We start from the raw sequence: 17,413 nt of genomic DNA on the forward strand, positions 1-17,413 counted from the left end.
ATCGGCGAAAAGAAGTTTTTCGTCCCTCAATGGTTATTCAGGCAGTTTAATTGTTATGCGGCCTCTTCCCAGTGTCCCAGCATCTGTTGCATACTGTCTTATCCCGCCAGCAGCAAGGCACATACTTCAGGCACCTTCTCCCAGTAGTTTACAGCCTTATTTAGTTTGGCGGCGTATTTCTCCTGGTTCCAGCCTTCTTTGCGGTAAAAATAGCGATTGGCCAGGCGCCAGAATTTCTGGGGAAAAGTGAGAAAAGCAGCGATCACCGTCTTTTCCTCAGCTGACAGGGGGCGTATCTCCTCATAAGCGGCCAGAATGGCTTCTGCCTTTTCCCTCTGCCAGCCCTGGCGCTTCATAGCCCGTTGCAACAACCGGGCCACATCGGCTGCTGGTAAGTCCTGGCGACAATAATCGAAATCGATTAAATAAGCATGCCCATCCGGATGAATAATGAAATTACGGGCCGCCACATCCCGATGGATAAAAGCCTGAGCTCTTTCAGCTTCACTAGCCACCACCTGGTACTGGCTGCTGTTGAGTACTTCCAGAGCCTGCCTGGCCAGTTGCAAACCCCGGGGCAAAGCCTGCAAAAATCCCCGTTCAAAGGAATTGAGTTTTCCCTTCATGGCCAGCAGTTTTTGAAAAGCCTGCAACTCCTCAATCCTTTCCTCATATTTTTCCGGCCAGGCCCAGTACATGGTTTTGGGCCGGCTGCCCGGCGGTGGTGTCAGCCCATGAGCCACCTGATGCAAAGCCGCCAGGGTCCGGGCTGCCTGCAAGCAATCCTGCCGGCGGCGAAAATCACAGCCCCTACCTTGAACCCAGCCCGTGGCCAGCCAGCTCTCTCCCCCCTCCTGCCAGATTGCTTCGCCCTGCCCTGTCAGTACCAGGGGAGCAAACCAGGGAAACTGCTTTTGTTTTAAATACTGAAGGGCAGCTGTAATAAACGCCAGTCGTTCCGGACTGGTAGTAGGTCGTTTTAAAGCAAATTCCCCTTGCCGGGCCCGCACTTTCCAGACTGTATCATTGATTCGTCGAAACCTGGCTTTTTCCCAACCGTAAGCCTCTGCTATTCTTTTCATAAAAAAATTCCCCCTTTGGCACAGTTTATGCCCGGGGGAAGAAAGGAGTTATTTTTTCTTTTTTCTTTTTGCTTTCGCCTTTTTCTTCTTTTTCGCCTGTTCAGCCAGTTTTTTCTGGGCCTCGGCCTTGAGCCGTTCCTGCTCGGCCAGGTATATCCGCCAGTCTGGCAGTTTCCCCTGCAGAATAGCTCCCGTCGGCGTGAGAGGTACCTTGAGGGCCAGGACCTGGCCCTCAAGGTCTGCCCCATAGACTACATCCCCCTTTGCTGCCGGTGCCGCCAGCATAAAGGCATCCCCTGTCTTGTACTGCCAGCTGAGGCGGCCATTCTGAGCATCGATCCCAATTAAGCCACCATAGAAGGTGTTCCAGACCAGCTGACCACCCACCAGAACGGGTCGGGTATCATAGATGGTCTTGCCGCTATTAAATTGCCATAATTCCTTGCCGGTCAGAGGATGATAAGCATACAAGCGGCCACTGACAGCATTAACAAATACCGCCTGTCCCTGTACCAGCGGTGCACCATAGCCTCCTGCCAGTTTGGCCTTCCAGGCCAGTTTGCCGTCCAGCTGGTCCAGAGCAAAGAGGGAATAGCCGCCCTGGCGTTTGTCCGCAGGGGCAACGGCATAGACCAGCCCATACCCTACCGCCATCGGTGCGGTAGCCGGAGCATAATAAAATCCGCTGTTGATCAGGGTCTTCCAGAGAAGCTTGCCGCTATCGGCCGCCAGGGCATATACGTAACCATCGTTACTACCTACAAAAAGACGGTTACCAGCCAGCACCGGCTGGGCCCGTAGACCCCCGCCGGTTTTATAGTTCCAGACAATCCCACCATTTTCAGGAGCCAGTGCCACTACCTGCCCGGTAGCCAGGGCACAGATCAGGTACTTGCCGCTCCATATCGGTGTAGCCAGGGAACCCGCCGGTAACTTAACCTGCCAGAGCACCTGGCCTTCGTCATTAACAGCGGCAGCCCAGCCATCCACTGCCACAGCCATGGCTCCCTCAGGGAAAAGCACTGCTCCTCCCACCAGAGCCTCCCCTTCCGGGCTCACCTGGTATGACCAGAGACGGTTACCGGTGAAGCGGTCCAGAGCCGTCAGCAGCCCATCACTGGAAGTAACCAGCAGTTGTTTGTTCCAGGGCAGTGGAGCAGACTGGACACTGCCCTTTACTTCAGCCTGCCAGAGCAGAGCCGGTTGACCGGTAACCTGGAAGGTTTGATTGAGATAGTAGACCTGGCCGCCGGAAAAAACCAGGCGAACTGTAGCCAGATGTTGACCAGGGGTAGTAATCTGCCAGTTCAGCTGCCAGCTGCCATCAGGCCGGGGAGCGAGTTTCTGCCAGTTGCCAGACCGGTCTACCCGGGCTTCAATACGCTCAGGACGTTCTTCCCCGGATAAGCGCAGGCTGATTCCCGTAGCCGCAGCCTGCACTTCCGCTCCTTGCAGGTTAACAGTTTCGCGAGTTGAAACTTCCGCCAGCTTTTTCAGCCAGGGGAAACCGATCTGCTTATGCCAGAGGGTCAATTTCCCCTCTTTGATTTGAACCAGGGCATAGCCACCATCCACAATGGCCTTCACCATAAAAAAGGGACGACCATTGCGGTTCCACTGCAGGTGGCTGTGGCCATGTCCGGCAAAATAGGCCAGAACATTATAGCCTTGCAGTATTTCCAGTACCTGATCCTCATTATCGATAAAGCGGTTACTAAAAGCCAGCGGATGATGGCTGAAAACCAGCACCGGCGTACCAGGAGCCAGCCGGGCCAGGTCAGCTTGCAACCAGCTGAGCTGGGGTCCATCGATATGGCCATGGGTAGCACCAGGGATAGCTGAATCCAGGATAATAAAATGGTAGCCCTTATAATCAAAGGAATAATAGCTTTTGCTTCCCTGCCCGAACAGCCGGGCCCAAACGGGTTTGGTTTGATCACTCCAGCGGCTGTCATGGTTGCCCAGGGCGTTGTATAAAGGCACCTTTAGAGGGCTGACCGCCTGGCGATAAGCATTGATTTCCCAGGCCAGTCCTTTTTCCGTCATATCACCCATGTGAATGACAAAATCCAGGGCCACAGGATTCTGGTTGAGTTCAGTTACTGCCAGCCTGGTTCGGGCCAGGCCTGTACTAAAACCCACATGGGAATCGGTAATTACAGCAAAGGTTAAGTCCGCAGCCGGATCCAGGTAGCCCTGGTAGACTGCCGCAGCCACAGTTTCGGAAGCCCGGGCCAGCCCAGGCCAGCACCAGGCCAGAACCAGGCTCAAGAGGAATATTAACTTACGCATAACTCCAGTCCCCTTTAAAAACAAATTTAATGTAAATAAAGTTTTATTCTATCTAGCTCTTTTTCTAAAAGAAATCGGCGAAAGGCTGTACTTTCCTGTAAAGCTGCCAGCAAACCCGCTTCCAGTTTACGGTCTCCCGGCCCTTTCCCGGGTCCTTTTTGCAGAATCAGCTCTTCCTCTTCTACTTCTAATATTTGCAGAAAATGACGGGCCTGTAATACCTGCAGACCAAGAAAAACAGTTTCCACCGTTTCCCCCAGCCTGGCTGCCGCCTCTTCCAGGTTAATCCGCCCCAGAAAGGGAGGCAAAAGGGCCAGGTTATGTTTCAAGAGTGCCAGCAAATTCTGGAGGAAATCATCAGCCCTGCCCAAATCTGCTCTGCCAAAAGCCAGTACCAGCCGCCGGGCCCCGGTCAAGGCCAGCATTTCCCGCAGCTGGCGTTCCGATGGCGGTGGTTTCAACAAAACCAGGGTTTCTGCCCTGACTGGCGGAGTATACCCTTCACCCCACTGATAATACCAGCTCTCCTGCCAGAGCGGCAGTTGCCGCCCTTCCTCCCTCCAGTTGCGCCAGTCCTCAATAACCAGATTGAGGGCTGGCTGTGGTCCCGGCAGGGTGCGAGCCAGAAAATCCAGGCAAATCAGCTGCGTACTTTCCTTCTGCCAGACTGGCTGCACCAGCAAATCCCCCCGGGTTCCCGGCACAATTTGCTCTGCCCGTTCCGCCGCCAGCCACCAGTTCAACGTTTGTCCTATTCCCTGCTGTCTGATGGTAAGCTTCAAATGGCGTTGAGCCAGGACCTGGGTCGAAACTATCTCCACCCCTTCCAGTAGAAATACAGGAGGGGGATTGCCTGGTCCAAAAGGCTTCAATTCCTGCCATTCACGGGCCAGTTCCGGGCTTAACTCGGTCAGATTGAAAGGTAGATCATACAGCAGGGTTGTAGTGGTCGGCAGATTTTGCTGCTGTTGCATCAAAACCGATTTGAGAGTGGTGGTAAAAGCTTCCCAGTTCAGACGAGGCAGGGAAAATCCGGCTGCTTCCGCATGACCGCCATATTTCTGCAAATGAACTTCAGCCTGTTGCAAAGCCTCCCGGCAATGGTAACCTGCCGGTGCCCGGGCAGAACCGGTCAGGGTTTCCCCATCTTCCTTCAATCCTGCCAGCAATACCGGCACCCGATATTTTTCGCAGAGGCGCCCGGCCACTATTCCCAGTACGCCATGATGCCAGTGCGGCTGCCAGAGCAGAATGGGTTCACCCGGTTGCCAGCCCCTCAGGCGCAATAATTCTTCCGCTTCCTGCCCCATTTCATCCCCGATGGCTTTGCGTTGCCGGTTCAGCAATTCCAGCCTGCGGGCAATTTCATCTAACCTGGTTTCATCACGGCCAATCAACAATTCTACCGCCAGGCGAGCATGGTCCAACCGCCCGGCGGCATTGAGCCTGGGTGCCAGTTGAAAAGCTATCAGCTCTTCATCAATCTCCTCCTGCCGGTAACGGGCCAGCAGCAGGCCCAAACCGGGATAAACCTGATCGGATTGCAACAGCTGTAAACCCCGTTTCACCAGTGTACGGTTATCCCCCAGCAAAGGTACCACATCAGCGACCAACCCCAGGGCTACCAGCTGTTCCAGTTCTCTTTCCTGACCCGCTCTCCCGGCCAACTGATAGAGCTGACGCACCAGATAATAGGCTACACCGACACCGGAAAGCCAGGCAGCCGGATGGGCGGGTTGGGCCAGCAGGTGAGGATTGATCACCGCCTCTGCCGCCGGCAGCCGTTCCGGTGGCAGGTGGTGATCAGTAATCACCACCTTGAGCCCTAGCTCTCTGGCTCGCCGTACTTCTTCTTCATTGCTCACTCCGCAGTCACAGGTGAGCACCAGCTGGATCCCGGCAGCCGCTGCCTGTTCCAGCCGCTCCTTATTTAATCCATATCCTTCCTCAAACCGGTCAGGTACGTGGTACTCCACCTTTGCCCCCAGAGCATGCAGGGCCCGGTACAGAACAGCGGTAGCAGTGACTCCATCCACATCATAGTCCCCATAGACCAGGATAGGTTGCCCCGTTTCGATGGCCTGCCAGACCAGGCGGGCGCCGGTTTCCAGCTGGGGTAAATCCAGCGGAGAGCTCAACTCCGCTTCTGGCGGCAATTCAGTCCAGCCCCGCTGCCAGAGGAGCTGGGCCAGATAAGGTTTGCTGCCTGCCAGTTCCTGCAGTTCAACCGGCATCGGCCGGAGGTTACGCAACTGAAATCTGACCTCTCTCACCAGCTTTCCCCCTCAACCAGTTGCCAGCTTAAATCCTCCAGCCCCAGTTCCCTGGCTGGATCCAGCTCTTCAGTAATCTGACCCTGACAGAGAGGGCGGTATTCACAACTGCGACAAACCTCCTCCACGCCTACAGGCGGATAATCGGCAGCAGCAATTGTTGCCTGGATTTCCGCCAGCACCTGACTTAAACGTTCTTCTGCCTCGGCCAGAAACTTTTCCTTTCCCGGTATGACTACCCGCTGGGCCGGATAGCGGGGATTCCAGTAGACCAGGCTAACCTCGGCATCAGGGGGCAAACCCAGATAGTTGCGACCACAGCGAGCGGCTACCAGCAGGTAGAGGCGGGTTTGCCAGCGTTCTGTCAGCAGTTTCTCTTGCAGAGGAGCAGCCTGAGTCTTCCAGTCATAAATTAGCAGGCGGCCATCGGGAATTTGCACCAGCAAATCATATTTAACCAGCAAAGAACCCCAGGGACTTTGCCAGCGCAATTCCTGTTCGGGATAATAGCTGTACCCGTCCTGGCGGGACCAGGTTGCTGCCAGGGCAGCCAGCCACCGGTTCAGGTTGCTTTCCCCCACCGGCGGTACCTGTCCGGTCAGGTAATATTGCTGGGCCAGGCGATGGAAAGTTAACCCCCGTTCCAGCTCCCGCAGGCTTTCTTCATTTTTTCCCCATACCGTGGGCCAGTAGAGAGCATCCACATAGCGATAGCGAAAACGGCGCCGGCAGGTGAGAAAGGTTTCCAGGGCTGCCTGACTGAAGGTCAGCTGCTGAAATAACTGTTTCTTATTTCTATTCATATATTTTCCCTCCTGCCACCCGTACGAAGTTTGCCATCTCTTTCCAGAAAGTCGGAGCTTCTGAATCTCTCGGTTTTCCATTTTTATCCTGATACTCCCGCGCCCTGGTAATGATCAGACGTTTTTTGGCCCTGGTTATGGCTACGTAAAATAAGCGCAGTTTTTCTCTAATCTCCTCCAGTTTGGCCTCTTCAAGGGGATTACCGGTAATTGCCATTCCCTGCAGCTGTTTCAAATAGGCTTTTGCTTCTGCATTCAGATTGATAATTCTGCCAGGAAGTTTATATTCACTGCGACTGTAATGATGCAGTTTCCCCGTATAGGGATAGGCATTGGTAGCGATGACAAAGACAATATCCCATTCCAGCCCTTTGGCTTTATGACAGGTACAAATAGTTACACTCTTTTCATCAATGCTATCCATCATTTCTTCTACTTTGAGGGCAAATTTCTTGAGGGCAGGCTCGAGAACAGGCAAATTGCTGGCTATTTCTTTTAAACGCCACTCCGGGTAAAGCTGTAACTGGTAGCGGATGTTGCCCGCCAGGTTATGGGCGAGGGCCAGTTCCTCCTTTTTCAGCTCCAGGTCCTCGGCCAGATAGAGCACCAGCTGGTCAGGTACCAGGCGCAGGGAAGCCTCCAGCCAGTCCCGCACCTGTCTTAACCCCTGCTGCAGCACCGTATAGGCCTCCTGGCTCTGCAGGGCATCCAGCAATTCCAGGGTCTGTTGCTGCCCGGGTGGATAAAGCAATTCTTCCGGCCGGTAACCCTGTAAAAAGGTTAACAGGGTCTTCCTGTCCCCTGGTTCCAGTTCCAGGGCGAAAAAGTCCTGCCAGAGCTCGATCCAGGCTTTCAAGTCATCGGGAGAACCCAGATATTTTAGCCCCCGCACCAGGCCATACATGGCCCGTTTTAAATCACTGCCCAGATCTTCTCCCACAATCCGGGCAGCAATCCCCTCCTGGGCCAGCGTCTCGGCCATTTTGGCCCCGATTTCCCGGGTGGGCACCAGAACAGCGATACTCTCACCGGGATAAGTCTTCTGAGCCAGGGCGATATATCTGGTCACCCCCTGGTATTCTTCCTCCCCATTCCGGTAGGTACACATGACTACCGGAAAACCGCCCACTACCGGATTGGGCCTGCTGTCCCCCGCCGGAGCCGGTTGAATAAACTGGGCCTCCAGGGCATTGCGACAGGCCGCAACCGGGTATTCCTCTGTTACCCAGCGCACCAGCCAGTTGGCGGTATCAATCACCTGCTGGCAGCTGCGACTGGCATAAAGCAGATCGACTTTCTGAACCAGGGGGTCACGGCAGTAGGCCCGGTACAGTTCCGGCTCCGCTGCAGTGAAGGTGCCCATAATGGCCTGGTTGGAATCTCCTACCCGAACCAGATTGCCATGGGAAGAGGACAGTAAACGCAGGATTTCTTCCTGCAAAGGGTTGGAATCCTGGGCTTCGTCCTCGAAGATGTACGTCCATTTTTGACTGAGCCGCTGGCGAAGCTGCTGATCCAGGCGCAACAAATCCCGGGCCTTGAGGATCATATCATCAAAATCAATCCCCCCTTCCCGGCTGAGCTGGTGCTGGTAAACCAGATAGACTTCCAGCAACCAGCCCAGGGGGTTATCCGGTGGCAACGTCCCGATCCAGTCTGCTGCCTGCGGTTCCTGCACTCCTCGTCCTTTCAAGGTCGAAATGCCGGCCAGGAGAAAATCGGCGACTTGCTCACGCCATTTCTCCAGTTGCCGGAGGTCAGGCTGATTACCCAGGGGGCCTTCCCAGCGCTGCCGCTGTTTGCGCATCCAGTCATTGATAATCCCTTTAAGGATATGTTTCCTCTGCTCCTCGTCTATAATATTGAAATCTTTATTAACCAGAACTACCTCGGTTTTTTCCTGCAAGATCTGCACTGCCAGGGAATGAAGGGTCCTGACCTCGAATTTGCGCTTGCCTTCGATGCCCTTTTCGGCCAGAATCCTGCTGATTCTCTGCCGGAAGTTGCTAACAGCGGAATTCATCGCCGTCACGATCAGGATTTTGCCCTGGCCAACGGCCCCGGTGGCGATCAGATCTGCCGCCAGATGGGCCAGGACATGAGTTTTTCCCGCTCCTGGCACCGCCGGAACCGCCAGCCGTCCTCCCCGGTAGGCCATGACCAGATCCTGGCCCGGCCGCCAGTTAATTGCCATCAGCACCACCCCCTGTCTGAGCCAAACTGAGGGCAAAGTCCAGGAAGGGCCCTTCCTGCTCTATCCCCTGGGAGTTGTAAATACTAATTCCCAGATAAAGATGGTGGCAGCGGCTGAACAGGGCCCAGGCCATCCGGTTGGCCTGTTCTTTGCGCCAGTTCTGGTCAGTATCGTCCTGCCAGATATCCTCTGCTTCCCGATCCCTGGCCAGCAGCCAGGAGTTGACCAGCTCCTTGGCCGGTCCCTGCCACCAGGCAGGCGCAGTCACATCCAGCAAAAAGACATGCTCAGCTGTGAACCCCCGGTCCAGAAAGGAGCTGACGGTACCCAGCAAAAGCCCCTGGCCTCTCTCCACCCAGGGCGCCAGTTCCAGAACTTCCTGGGCCAGGGTCCCTTTGAGAATCATCTGAATAAAGGCCTGGTCGGGCTGGGTTTCATCCCCATAGGCCTGGGCCAGGGCCCGGGGTAAGCGCAGGGCAGCCGCCAGCAACCGCCGCACACTCAGCAGATCCTCCTCCTGTAAAGGCAGGGGAGCCAGAATCTCACCAAAGGCCCGTTGCAGGAAATGGGCAATGGTCCCCGGCTCCTGCCGATAGGAACGCAACCACTCCTGCAATCTCTCCCATCTCTCGCTGAGAGCAAAACCGAGATGGCGCCGCAGCTGGTCCTGATCCAGATCCAGCTCTTCCACCCCGTTTCTGACCAGCTCCCGGGCCAGTAAACGGGCCCGCAGGGGGTCACATTGAAGAATCAGGGCCAGGGAGTGGGCCAGATCATCCTCGGCAATGGCCAAATGCCAGCGGGGATGGGCCAGAACCGCCAGGGTGAGCAGGGCCCGGACCAGAGGCTGGTCCAGTAACCGCCAGCCAGTGGCAAACTTGCGTACCGGTATGCCCTGGCGCTGGGCCCAGTTCTCGATGGCCGTTTCCAGAATGGCATCTGACACCGGAAGAAGCAGGGCTATCTGATCCCATTCTACCCCTCGAGCCCGCAGCTCCAGGATCCGGGCGGCAATCAATTCCAGCAGCTCAGGCCGCCAGCTGGCCTCTATTTCCTGGATTTGCGGGAGGGTTGGCCTCCCACCTATTTGCCGGCAATTCGCCCCTGCCATTTCCTGCAGGCGGGCCCAGGCCAGCTCCGGCGCCCCTCCCCGGATACGCCCCAAACCGCCTTCCGGGTTGATGGTAACCAGCCATTGCTCTGCTTTCAACAGCAATTGCAGCACCAGATCCAGAGCAGTGGGCACCAGTTCTTCGGCATCATCTATGATCAAACCCCGATAACGTCGCAATAGTTCCTGCCGATAGTTCGGCTCAGGGAGCAGATAGCGGTGATATAGTTCCACCGCCAGGGAATAGTCGATCATCCCGCCCGCCAGACACTGCTGGCGAAATTCCTGCCCTACCGCCAGGGCGGCTTTCAGTTCCTCCTGCCGGTCTACTGCTGCCGGCCAGCCTGTCAGCAAACGTTGCAAGGCCTCCTCTTCCTCCAGGCCATTAACAGCAATGAGATTCAGTAAATCCAGCACCTGTACTGCTAGCTGAGCAGTGGTAGCCACGACTTTCAGCAGTTTACCCTGGGCCTTGGCTCTGTCCACCAGTCTGGTAACCAGATAGTGGGCAGTTTCTGCGGAAAGAAAAAGGGGATCATCCCCTTTTAACGCTGGCTGCCTGGCTTTTAACTGCCACCAGTAAAGGGCAATTTCCCGCTGGATAAAACCAAAATAAGTATAGATTTCCAGATTACCCGCCTGAGGCAAAATCAATTGCTGTCGCCACCAGCTCACCCGCCGGGCGGAAGCCAGCAAAACCAGAATCCGCTCAGTGCGCATGCCTTCCTCCAGCCACTGGCGGTAAACCCGTAAACACTCTGCTGTCTTACCGGCGCCATAAGGTCCTGATAATAGCTCTTTCAACCTGTTCTCCCCTTTAATACAAACTTATGTTCTATACTATTCGTCCTTTAAACTGGAAATCCTGCCGGTTATGGAAAAATTTTTAGTCAAGGAAACGGCGAACCGCCTTGCCATTGAGATAATCGCATTTTTTTCCCTGCCAGGTATCCAGGGCCTCCAGTCTCTCTTCGATCATCTGCTTGATTTTCCACCAGCTGGTATTCCAGTTGCAGAAATACATTTCGCCCTGGGGCCCCTTGCCTACGAGGCGCTGGATTACCGTCTCCGGCCGCAAATATTCGAGGAAAGCCACAACCCGATCCACATACTCCGGCAAAGAGATCAGGTTTATTTCCCCTCGTTCAAAGCGGCGCCCCAGCTCTGTTCCTTTCACTATATAGAGGGAATGGAGTTTGACATAGTCGATCTCCAGCGCGGAGAGAATTTTGGCATTTTCAATGACATCCACCAGGTCATCTCCAGGCAGATTGAGAATAATGTGGGTGCAAACCTCAAATCCCCGCCGTTTGAGCCTCCAGACGGCATCGATGTACTCCGCCAGGGTATGACCCCGGTTAATCTCCCGCAGAGTGTGATAATTGACGGTTTGCAAGCCCAGTTCCACATTGATATTCAGCCCCTGCTCCTGCCACTGGCTCAGGACATCCAGATAGGCTTCATTGATACAGTCCGGGCGGGTGGATATAGAAAGGCCTACTATATCCGGCTGGGTGGCTGCAGCCTCCATGTAATTGCGAAACAGTTCCAATGGTAAATAGGTATTGGTAAAGGCCTGAAAATAGACGATAAACTTATGGGCATTAAAACGGCGGCGGAAAAATGCCTGGTTGGTTTTGATCTGATCTTCAACCGCCAGGGAACTGGGCAGGCATTCAAACCCCGCCCCGGCTTCATCGCAAAAAATACAGCCACCTCGCCCGACCGTACCATCCCGATTGGGACAGGTTCCTGGTAAGTTGACCGGCAGTTTGTATACTTTTTCTCCGAATTTGGCCTGTAGATGCCGGGAGTAATTGCGATAGCGTTCCATCCTGTTTACCTTCCTTGTCTCAGTTCTTGCTAATATTATAGCAGATAATCAGCCGTTCGCACGTCTATGACAGCTGTTGAACTGTTTTTTCTACCATTTAGCCGGATTTTTTCCGACAACAGCAGGAAGAAAAACAAGAAAGGAGAAATAGATATTCTATAGATATACAGATAGGGGGTAAGAAGGTATGGAACCAAAAGATTTAAGCAAAGAACAGGCCCTGGCGTTGCTGGAGGATTTCGCCAAGCGCTGGCTGGCCCATGATGGCCTCTGGTTCCTGGCCGTGGAAAAGCGCTACGGCCTGGAAAAGGCCATTGAACTGGATGAGGAGGCCTGGGCTACTTTTACGGTACTGGAGGCCAAACGGGTCAAGGAGTTTCTGGGACTGCCGGATAATGGCGGCCTGGAGGCCCTGAAAACCGCTTTGAAATTCCGGCTCTATGGTTTCCTCAATGAACAGGAGATTATCGAGGAGGGACCTAAGCGCATTGTCTATCGCATGAAAACCTGCCGGGTGCAGGCAGCCCGCAAGCGCAAAGGCCTGCCTGATTTCCCCTGCAAGCCGGTGGGAATCACCGAGTACAGCGGTTTTGCCAGAACCATCGACCCCAGAATCAAGACCCGCTGTATCGCCTGTCCTCCCGATGAACATCCGGAAGAATTTTATTGTGCCTGGGAATTTACACTGGAGGAGTAAGACAATCCCCCTGATAACGTACGTTATCAGGGGGATTTTTCAACGCACTATACCAGCTGCCGCAAAACCGGAGAATCTCCTCTCCACTTCTTTAGGTCTGTTCTGATGTATTAACACCATAAATGATTTGGGGGATTAAACCAGTGCATGCCAATAAAGCGGTCAGAACGATGAGATGCGGCAGCCAGTGCAGTGATACTGAGCTGGTATGTGTTGGAGGCAAAGATAGTGGGTTCTGGCAGGAGGGAGTGCAGTTGCAGTATTGGCCTTTGAAAAGACGAAAAATCCCCTTCAATACCATAATAAAAACACCTCTCCGTTTCCGAAGAGGTGTCTGTCCTTACTCGGCAGCAACAACTTCCTTGTTTTTGTAGAAACCGCATTCGGGGCAAACCCGATGGGGCATTTTCAGGGATTTGCACTGAGGGCAAACGGACATGCCAGGTCCGTCAATTTTCAACCACTGTGCTCTGCGATTGCGAGTGCGAGCCTTGGATTTCTTATTCTGTTGTACACCCATTGTCTACACCTCCTTCAAAAGCTTTTGCAGCACCGCCAAGCGGGGATCAATTTCCCCCCGGGGACACTGGCATTCACCTTCATTCAGGTTTTGGCCACACTTTGGACAAAGCCCCTTGCAACTTTCCTGGCAAAGACCGGAAATGGGCAAGTCCAGCACCATGGCGGCCTTAATTTCGGTATCAAGAAAAACTGCCTTGCCGGTAAAAATCGTGAATTTATCCCGATCTTCCTGCCCGGCCGGGCCCTCGGCAACTTCATGTAAGGGCAGGTATTCCACTTCCAGCGGTACTTCCAGAGGGAAGGTGTATGGTTCCAGGCAACGCCCGCACTGGCGCCTGATTTCCGTGCGGATTTCCCCTTTAACCTGGATAAGACGCCCTACTTTGGCCGCAGTCCCGCTGACAGAAACCGGCTTTACGAACTCCAGTTTTTCTTGTCCAAACTCCAGCGGCACCCATTGTTCCTCAAAAGCGAGAGCAATGGCCTGCCCTGGAGCCTTCAAAAGTTGGCTGACATCAATTTCCATCGGTTTTCACCTCAATAAATAGCCAACGTTAATTATACAGGCCAGAGGGGCCTTTGTCAATCAATTATTTTCCTGCCAGTACGGCCACTGTATCCCGGGCGATCATCAGCTCTTCATTGGTGGGTACAACCAGGACCTTGACCCGGGCAGAAGGCGCTGAGATATCGGCTTCCTGACCTCTCACCTGGTTCTTTTCGGCATCAATAGCAATCCCCAGGGCCTCCAGGTCACGACAAACCATTTCCCGAACCACCGAGGAGTTTTCCCCCAGCCCGGCGGTAAAGACAATAGCATCGACGCCATTGAGCACCGCCAGATAGGCACCGATATATTTCTTGACATCATAGCAGAAGATTTCCAGAGCCAGCCGGGCCCGTTCATGGCCCCGGGCAGCAGCTGCCTCCAGATCGCGGAAATCACTGCTCACCCCGGAAATGCCCAGTACCCCGGATTTCTTATTGAGAATACCGGTCACCTGCTCGGCAGTCAGGTTTTCCTTTTCCATGATATATGACACAATCGCCGGGTCGATATCTCCGCTGCGGGTACCCATGGTCAGGCCTTCCAGAGGAGTAAAGCCCATGGAGGTAGCCACTGATTTCCCCCCATCGATAGCAGTGATGGAAGCTCCATTGCCCAGGTGGCAGGTAATCAGTTTCAGCTGGTCTAAAGGCTTACCCAGCAACTGAGCGGCCCGCTGGGCCACATAACGGTGGGAAGTACCATGGAAGCCATAGCGGCGGATGCGATATTTTTCATAATACTCATAGGGCAAAGAGTAGATATAGGCTTTAGGTGGCATGGTCTGGTGAAAAGCCGTATCAAAGACGGCCACCTGGGGTACCCCGGGCAATAGGGCCTGACAGGCCTTAATCCCGATGATATTGGGTGGATTGTGAAGGGGAGCCAGTTCCACGCATTCCTCAATAGCTTTTAAAACCTCAGCATCTATGACAGTAGAGGCTGAAAACTTTTCCCCACCATGTACTACCCGGTGGCCTACGGCCTTGATTTCCCCCAATCCCCGTACCTGTTCCAGCACCAGACTGATAGCCGCCTGGTGGTCAGGGATATTCTGTTCAATTACAGTTTTATCCTCACCAACGCGGTGAGTCAAACAGCTGCCCTCCAGGCCGATCCGTTCTACCAGCCCTTTGGCCAGCACAGTTTCCTTTGCCATGTCAAATAACTGGTATTTCAAAGAAGAACTGCCGCAATTAATAACCAGTACATTCATTTAATGGTGCGCCTCCCTTGCTTGAGCCTGTACTGCAGTGATTGCTACAACATTGACGATATCATCCACACTGCAACCCCGGGAGAGGTCATTGACAGGAGCTGCCATACCCTGAAGTACGGGGCCAATAGCTTCTGCTCCCCCTAACCGCTGAGCCAGCTTGTACCCGATGTTGCCGGATTGCAGGTCCGGGAAAATCAGGACATTGACATGTCCGGCCACTTCACTGCCCGGGGCTTTGTATTGCCCTACTGCTGGTACCAGTGCAGCATCAGCCTGCAATTCCCCATCCACCTTTAAGTCAGGATAACGTTCCCGGGCAATATCCGTGGCCCGCTGCACCTTGGAAACCAGCTGGTGTTCCGCACTGCCTTTAGTAGAGAAGGAAAGCATGCCCACCCGGGGCTCAATACCGGCAAGATTGCGCGCAGTCTGGGCTGAAGCATAGGCGATTTCAGCCAGCTGCTCTGCCGTGGGGTCAGGATTAACAGCACAGTCGGCAAAAACCAGCACTCCGCCTTCACCATATTGTTCATTGGGTACAATCATGATAAAGGCCCCGGACACTACGGAAATACCGGGTGCAGTCTTGATAATCTGCAGGGCAGGACGCAACACATCTCCGGTGGTGCTCAGAGAGCCGGCCACCATGCCATCGGCATCTCCCATTTTTACCATCATGGCACCAAAATAAAGGGGATTGCGCAGCAAATGGTCAGCGGCATCACGGGTCAGGCCCTTCTCCTTGCGCAAATTCCAGAGGGCCTCCACATATTCCTCCCGGCGAGGGAATTTAAAGATATCCACGATTTCAGCTCCGGTCAGGTCTACCCCCAGCTCCCGACCATTGCCCAAAATCTCCTCCCTCTTCCCCAGTAAAACGGGATGGGCCAATCCTTCCCGCAAAATGATTTCCGTTGCCCGTAACACCCGTTCATCACTCGTTTCCGGTAGGACAATCTGTTGTTTCTTCTGTCGTGCCTTGTTCCAGATTTTTTCCATCAATTTTACTGCCATATGTATGCCCCCTTTGCTAGCCTACCAAAAAAATATTATACTACAAAGTAAGGAGATTTTGTAGCCGTAGCTTTTATTTTTAAGGAGGATATTATGCACGTCGTGGGGCTGATTACCGAATATAATCCCTTTCATAATGGCCATGCCTGGCATCTGCAGGAAGCCAAACGTTTATCCGCCGCTGATTTCGTCCTGTGTGTCATGTCCGGTTCTTTTGTGCAGCGAGGGGAACCGGCTGTACTGGATAAATGGACCCGGGCCCAGATGGCCATCGCTGCCGGTGCCGATGTGGTACTGGAATTACCGGTAGCCTTTGTACTGCGTTCTGCCGGTACTTTTGCCAGAGGGGCTGTCCAGGTTTTAGCTGCAACCGGGGTAATCACTCATCTTTGTTTCGGCTCGGAAAGCGGCCAGCTGCAGCCCTTACAGGAAGTGGCTGAGCTTCTGGATGAGGGCTGGTGGGAAAAGGATGTCGGAGAATTAATCCGTCAGGGCCACAGCTTTCCCAAAGCCCGCTATCTGGCTATGAAACAGCCGGAAGCCCTGGCTACTCCCAACAACATTCTGGGCGTGGAGTACCTGCGGGCCATCAAGAAAATGAATCTGGACTGGGAAGTATTTACCATACCCCGGCGTCAGGCCCATTACCATGATGAAGAACTGCCTGCTGCTACCGAAAGGGAAACCATTGCTTCTGCCACAGCTGTACGCAAAGCCTGGCAGGAAAAGGGAACAGCCCCCCTCGCGTATTTGCCCGTGCCTACCTGGCCTTACCTGCAAGAGGCTGTGGAGCAAGGCCGGGGTCCAGTATTCATGGACAGGCTCTGGCCTTTTCTCTGCTGGCAGCTGCGTCAGGATGGAGCAGAAAGCCGTTTGCTGGCTACCGTTGATGGAGAAAGGGCCCTGGTCAACCGGATCTTCAATGCCGTCACTGTAGCGGGCAGCTGGCAGGAACTGGTGCAACTGACCAAAACCAAAGCCTATACCTGGACCCGGATTCAAAGGGTATTATGCCAGTTTTTGCTGAATTTTACCCGGGAAGAGGCAAATAACTGGGATGAAACCGGCCCGGCCTACCTCAGGCTGCTGGCCTTTTCCCAGCGGGGGCGGCAATTGTTAAAGCAAATAAAAAAGGCCGGGAGCCTGCCCCTGGTTACTCGTACCACTCCCTGGCGTTACCACCGGCAAATGCGCCTGGATAGTCTGGCTACTGATTTGCACTCTCTCCTCTGGCCCCAGCCCTTGCCCCGTCCTGGTCTGGACTGGCGGCGCTGGCCCACCGGGCCAACAGGTTCCTGATGCCGGGCAGAGCCTGACGGGCTGTTTCTTCTCCCAAACGGATTAATTCTTCATAACAGTGAAAATCCCAGGAACCGATGTGTCCCAGTTGCGGTGTAATTAGCAAATCCGCTTCTTGTGGCAGGGTCTGACAAATCTGGCGCTCCAGAATCTCAATGCTCTGAATCGCCACTTCCCATAATTTCTCCGCCCGGTTATCAGCCAGGCCAAAGCGCACATCCACCCCGATAACCAGGTCTGCTCCCAGCTGACGAGCCATGCGAGCCGGCACCCGGGCGGTCAAGGCCCCATCCACCAGCCGACGCCCCTGCCAGTTTACCGGCTGGAAGACCACTGGTACAGCCGCTGAAGCCCGCAGAGCCAGGGCCAGTTCCCCCTCCTGAATAATGTACGGTTCCCCCTGATCCAAATCGGTTGCTACTACCGCCAGCGGTATCCGGGTCTGGGCAAAACTGCGCCCGCCGGTAAGCACTTTGAGAGCCTGATAAAAATTTTCCCCTTTATATAGCCCCAGCCCCCCCAATCC

15 protein-coding genes are annotated in these 17,413 nt (G+C 54.3%); 2 read left to right on the forward strand and 13 right to left on the reverse strand.

Translation table 11 applies throughout. From position 1 onward, the window contains the following. Positions 1-98: 98 nt before the first annotated feature. The 7 genes from JDF658_RS01290 to JDF658_RS01320 all read right to left on the reverse strand — a co-directional run bounded on the left by JDF658_RS01290 (position 99) and on the right by JDF658_RS01320 (position 11,589). Complete coding sequence (locus JDF658_RS01290; protein WP_078664922.1) at positions 99-1,082, reverse strand: CotS family spore coat protein; 984 nt, start codon at positions 1,080-1,082, stop codon at positions 99-101. Positions 1,083-1,130: 48 nt separating this feature from the next. Beyond that, entirely contained in the window at positions 1,131-3,374 is a 2,244-nt protein-coding gene (locus tag JDF658_RS01295; protein ID WP_079906226.1) for a PQQ-binding-like beta-propeller repeat protein, read from the reverse strand. A 26-nt stretch (positions 3,375-3,400) separates the two neighbouring features. After that, positions 3,401-5,647, reverse strand: coding sequence for a single-stranded-DNA-specific exonuclease RecJ (gene recJ / locus JDF658_RS01300; protein WP_079906227.1), 2,247 nt, complete (start codon positions 5,645-5,647; stop codon positions 3,401-3,403). Further along, complete coding sequence (locus tag JDF658_RS01305; protein WP_159446521.1) at positions 5,644-6,450, reverse strand: PD-(D/E)XK nuclease family protein; 807 nt, start codon at positions 6,448-6,450, stop codon at positions 5,644-5,646. The genes recJ and JDF658_RS01305 overlap by 4 nt, the downstream gene beginning before the upstream one ends. After that, entirely contained in the window at positions 6,443-8,644 is a 2,202-nt protein-coding gene (locus JDF658_RS01310) for an ATP-dependent helicase (RefSeq protein WP_079906229.1), read from the reverse strand. The genes JDF658_RS01305 and JDF658_RS01310 overlap by 8 nt, the downstream gene beginning before the upstream one ends. Continuing rightward, complete coding sequence (locus JDF658_RS01315; RefSeq protein WP_079906230.1) at positions 8,634-10,559, reverse strand: hypothetical protein; 1,926 nt, start codon at positions 10,557-10,559, stop codon at positions 8,634-8,636. Before JDF658_RS01315 ends, JDF658_RS01310 begins: the two co-directional genes overlap by 11 nt. Before the next feature lie 82 nt (positions 10,560-10,641). Then, positions 10,642-11,589 carry a TIGR01212 family radical SAM protein gene (locus JDF658_RS01320; protein WP_079906231.1) on the reverse strand — a complete coding sequence of 316 codons (948 nt, stop codon included), beginning with the start codon at positions 11,587-11,589 and terminating at the stop codon, positions 10,642-10,644. Positions 11,590-11,776: 187 nt separating this feature from the next. On the opposite strand from JDF658_RS01320, the gene JDF658_RS01325 reads away from it, so the two are divergent. Beyond that, positions 11,777-12,286 carry a DUF6125 family protein gene (locus JDF658_RS01325; protein WP_078664929.1) on the forward strand — a complete coding sequence of 170 codons (510 nt, stop codon included), beginning with the start codon at positions 11,777-11,779 and terminating at the stop codon, positions 12,284-12,286. Between the two features lie 110 nt (positions 12,287-12,396). On the opposite strand, the gene JDF658_RS01330 is transcribed toward JDF658_RS01325, so the two are convergent. The 5 genes from JDF658_RS01330 to pta form a co-directional block, all read right to left on the reverse strand. Continuing rightward, positions 12,397-12,669 (reverse strand): 3-hydroxyacyl-CoA dehydrogenase NAD-binding domain-containing protein, encoded by a 273-nt coding sequence (locus JDF658_RS01330; RefSeq protein ID WP_079906232.1) that lies wholly within the window; start codon positions 12,667-12,669, stop codon positions 12,397-12,399. After that, the gene (gene rpmF, locus JDF658_RS01335) at positions 12,627-12,806 is read right to left on the reverse strand and encodes a 50S ribosomal protein L32 (protein WP_078664932.1); all 180 of its coding nucleotides are present in this window, start codon (positions 12,804-12,806) and stop codon (positions 12,627-12,629) included. Before rpmF ends, JDF658_RS01330 begins: the two co-directional genes overlap by 43 nt. A 3-nt stretch (positions 12,807-12,809) precedes the next feature. Further along, entirely contained in the window at positions 12,810-13,334 is a 525-nt protein-coding gene (locus JDF658_RS01340; protein ID WP_079906233.1) for a DUF177 domain-containing protein, read from the reverse strand. Positions 13,335-13,398: 64 nt separating this feature from the next. Continuing rightward, the gene (locus tag JDF658_RS01345; protein WP_078664934.1) at positions 13,399-14,571 is read right to left on the reverse strand and encodes an acetate/propionate family kinase; all 1,173 of its coding nucleotides are present in this window, start codon (positions 14,569-14,571) and stop codon (positions 13,399-13,401) included. Beyond that, complete coding sequence (pta, locus tag JDF658_RS01350; RefSeq protein ID WP_078664935.1) at positions 14,572-15,588, reverse strand: phosphate acetyltransferase; 1,017 nt, start codon at positions 15,586-15,588, stop codon at positions 14,572-14,574. 93 nt (positions 15,589-15,681) lie between these two features. Between pta and JDF658_RS01355 the strand changes: the two genes are divergently transcribed. Further along, complete coding sequence (locus JDF658_RS01355) at positions 15,682-16,887, forward strand: nucleotidyltransferase (protein ID WP_079906234.1); 1,206 nt, start codon at positions 15,682-15,684, stop codon at positions 16,885-16,887. Here JDF658_RS01355 and JDF658_RS01360 read toward each other — a convergent pair. Beyond that, positions 16,796-17,413, reverse strand: a 618-nt coding sequence (locus JDF658_RS01360) for a patatin-like phospholipase family protein (protein WP_143311922.1), incomplete at its 5' end; no start/stop codon positions are given. The two genes, JDF658_RS01355 and JDF658_RS01360, sit on opposite strands and share 92 nt — an antisense overlap.

The organism is Carboxydocella sp. JDF658, assembly GCF_002049395.1.
In the GTDB taxonomy this organism is placed as follows: Bacteria; Bacillota.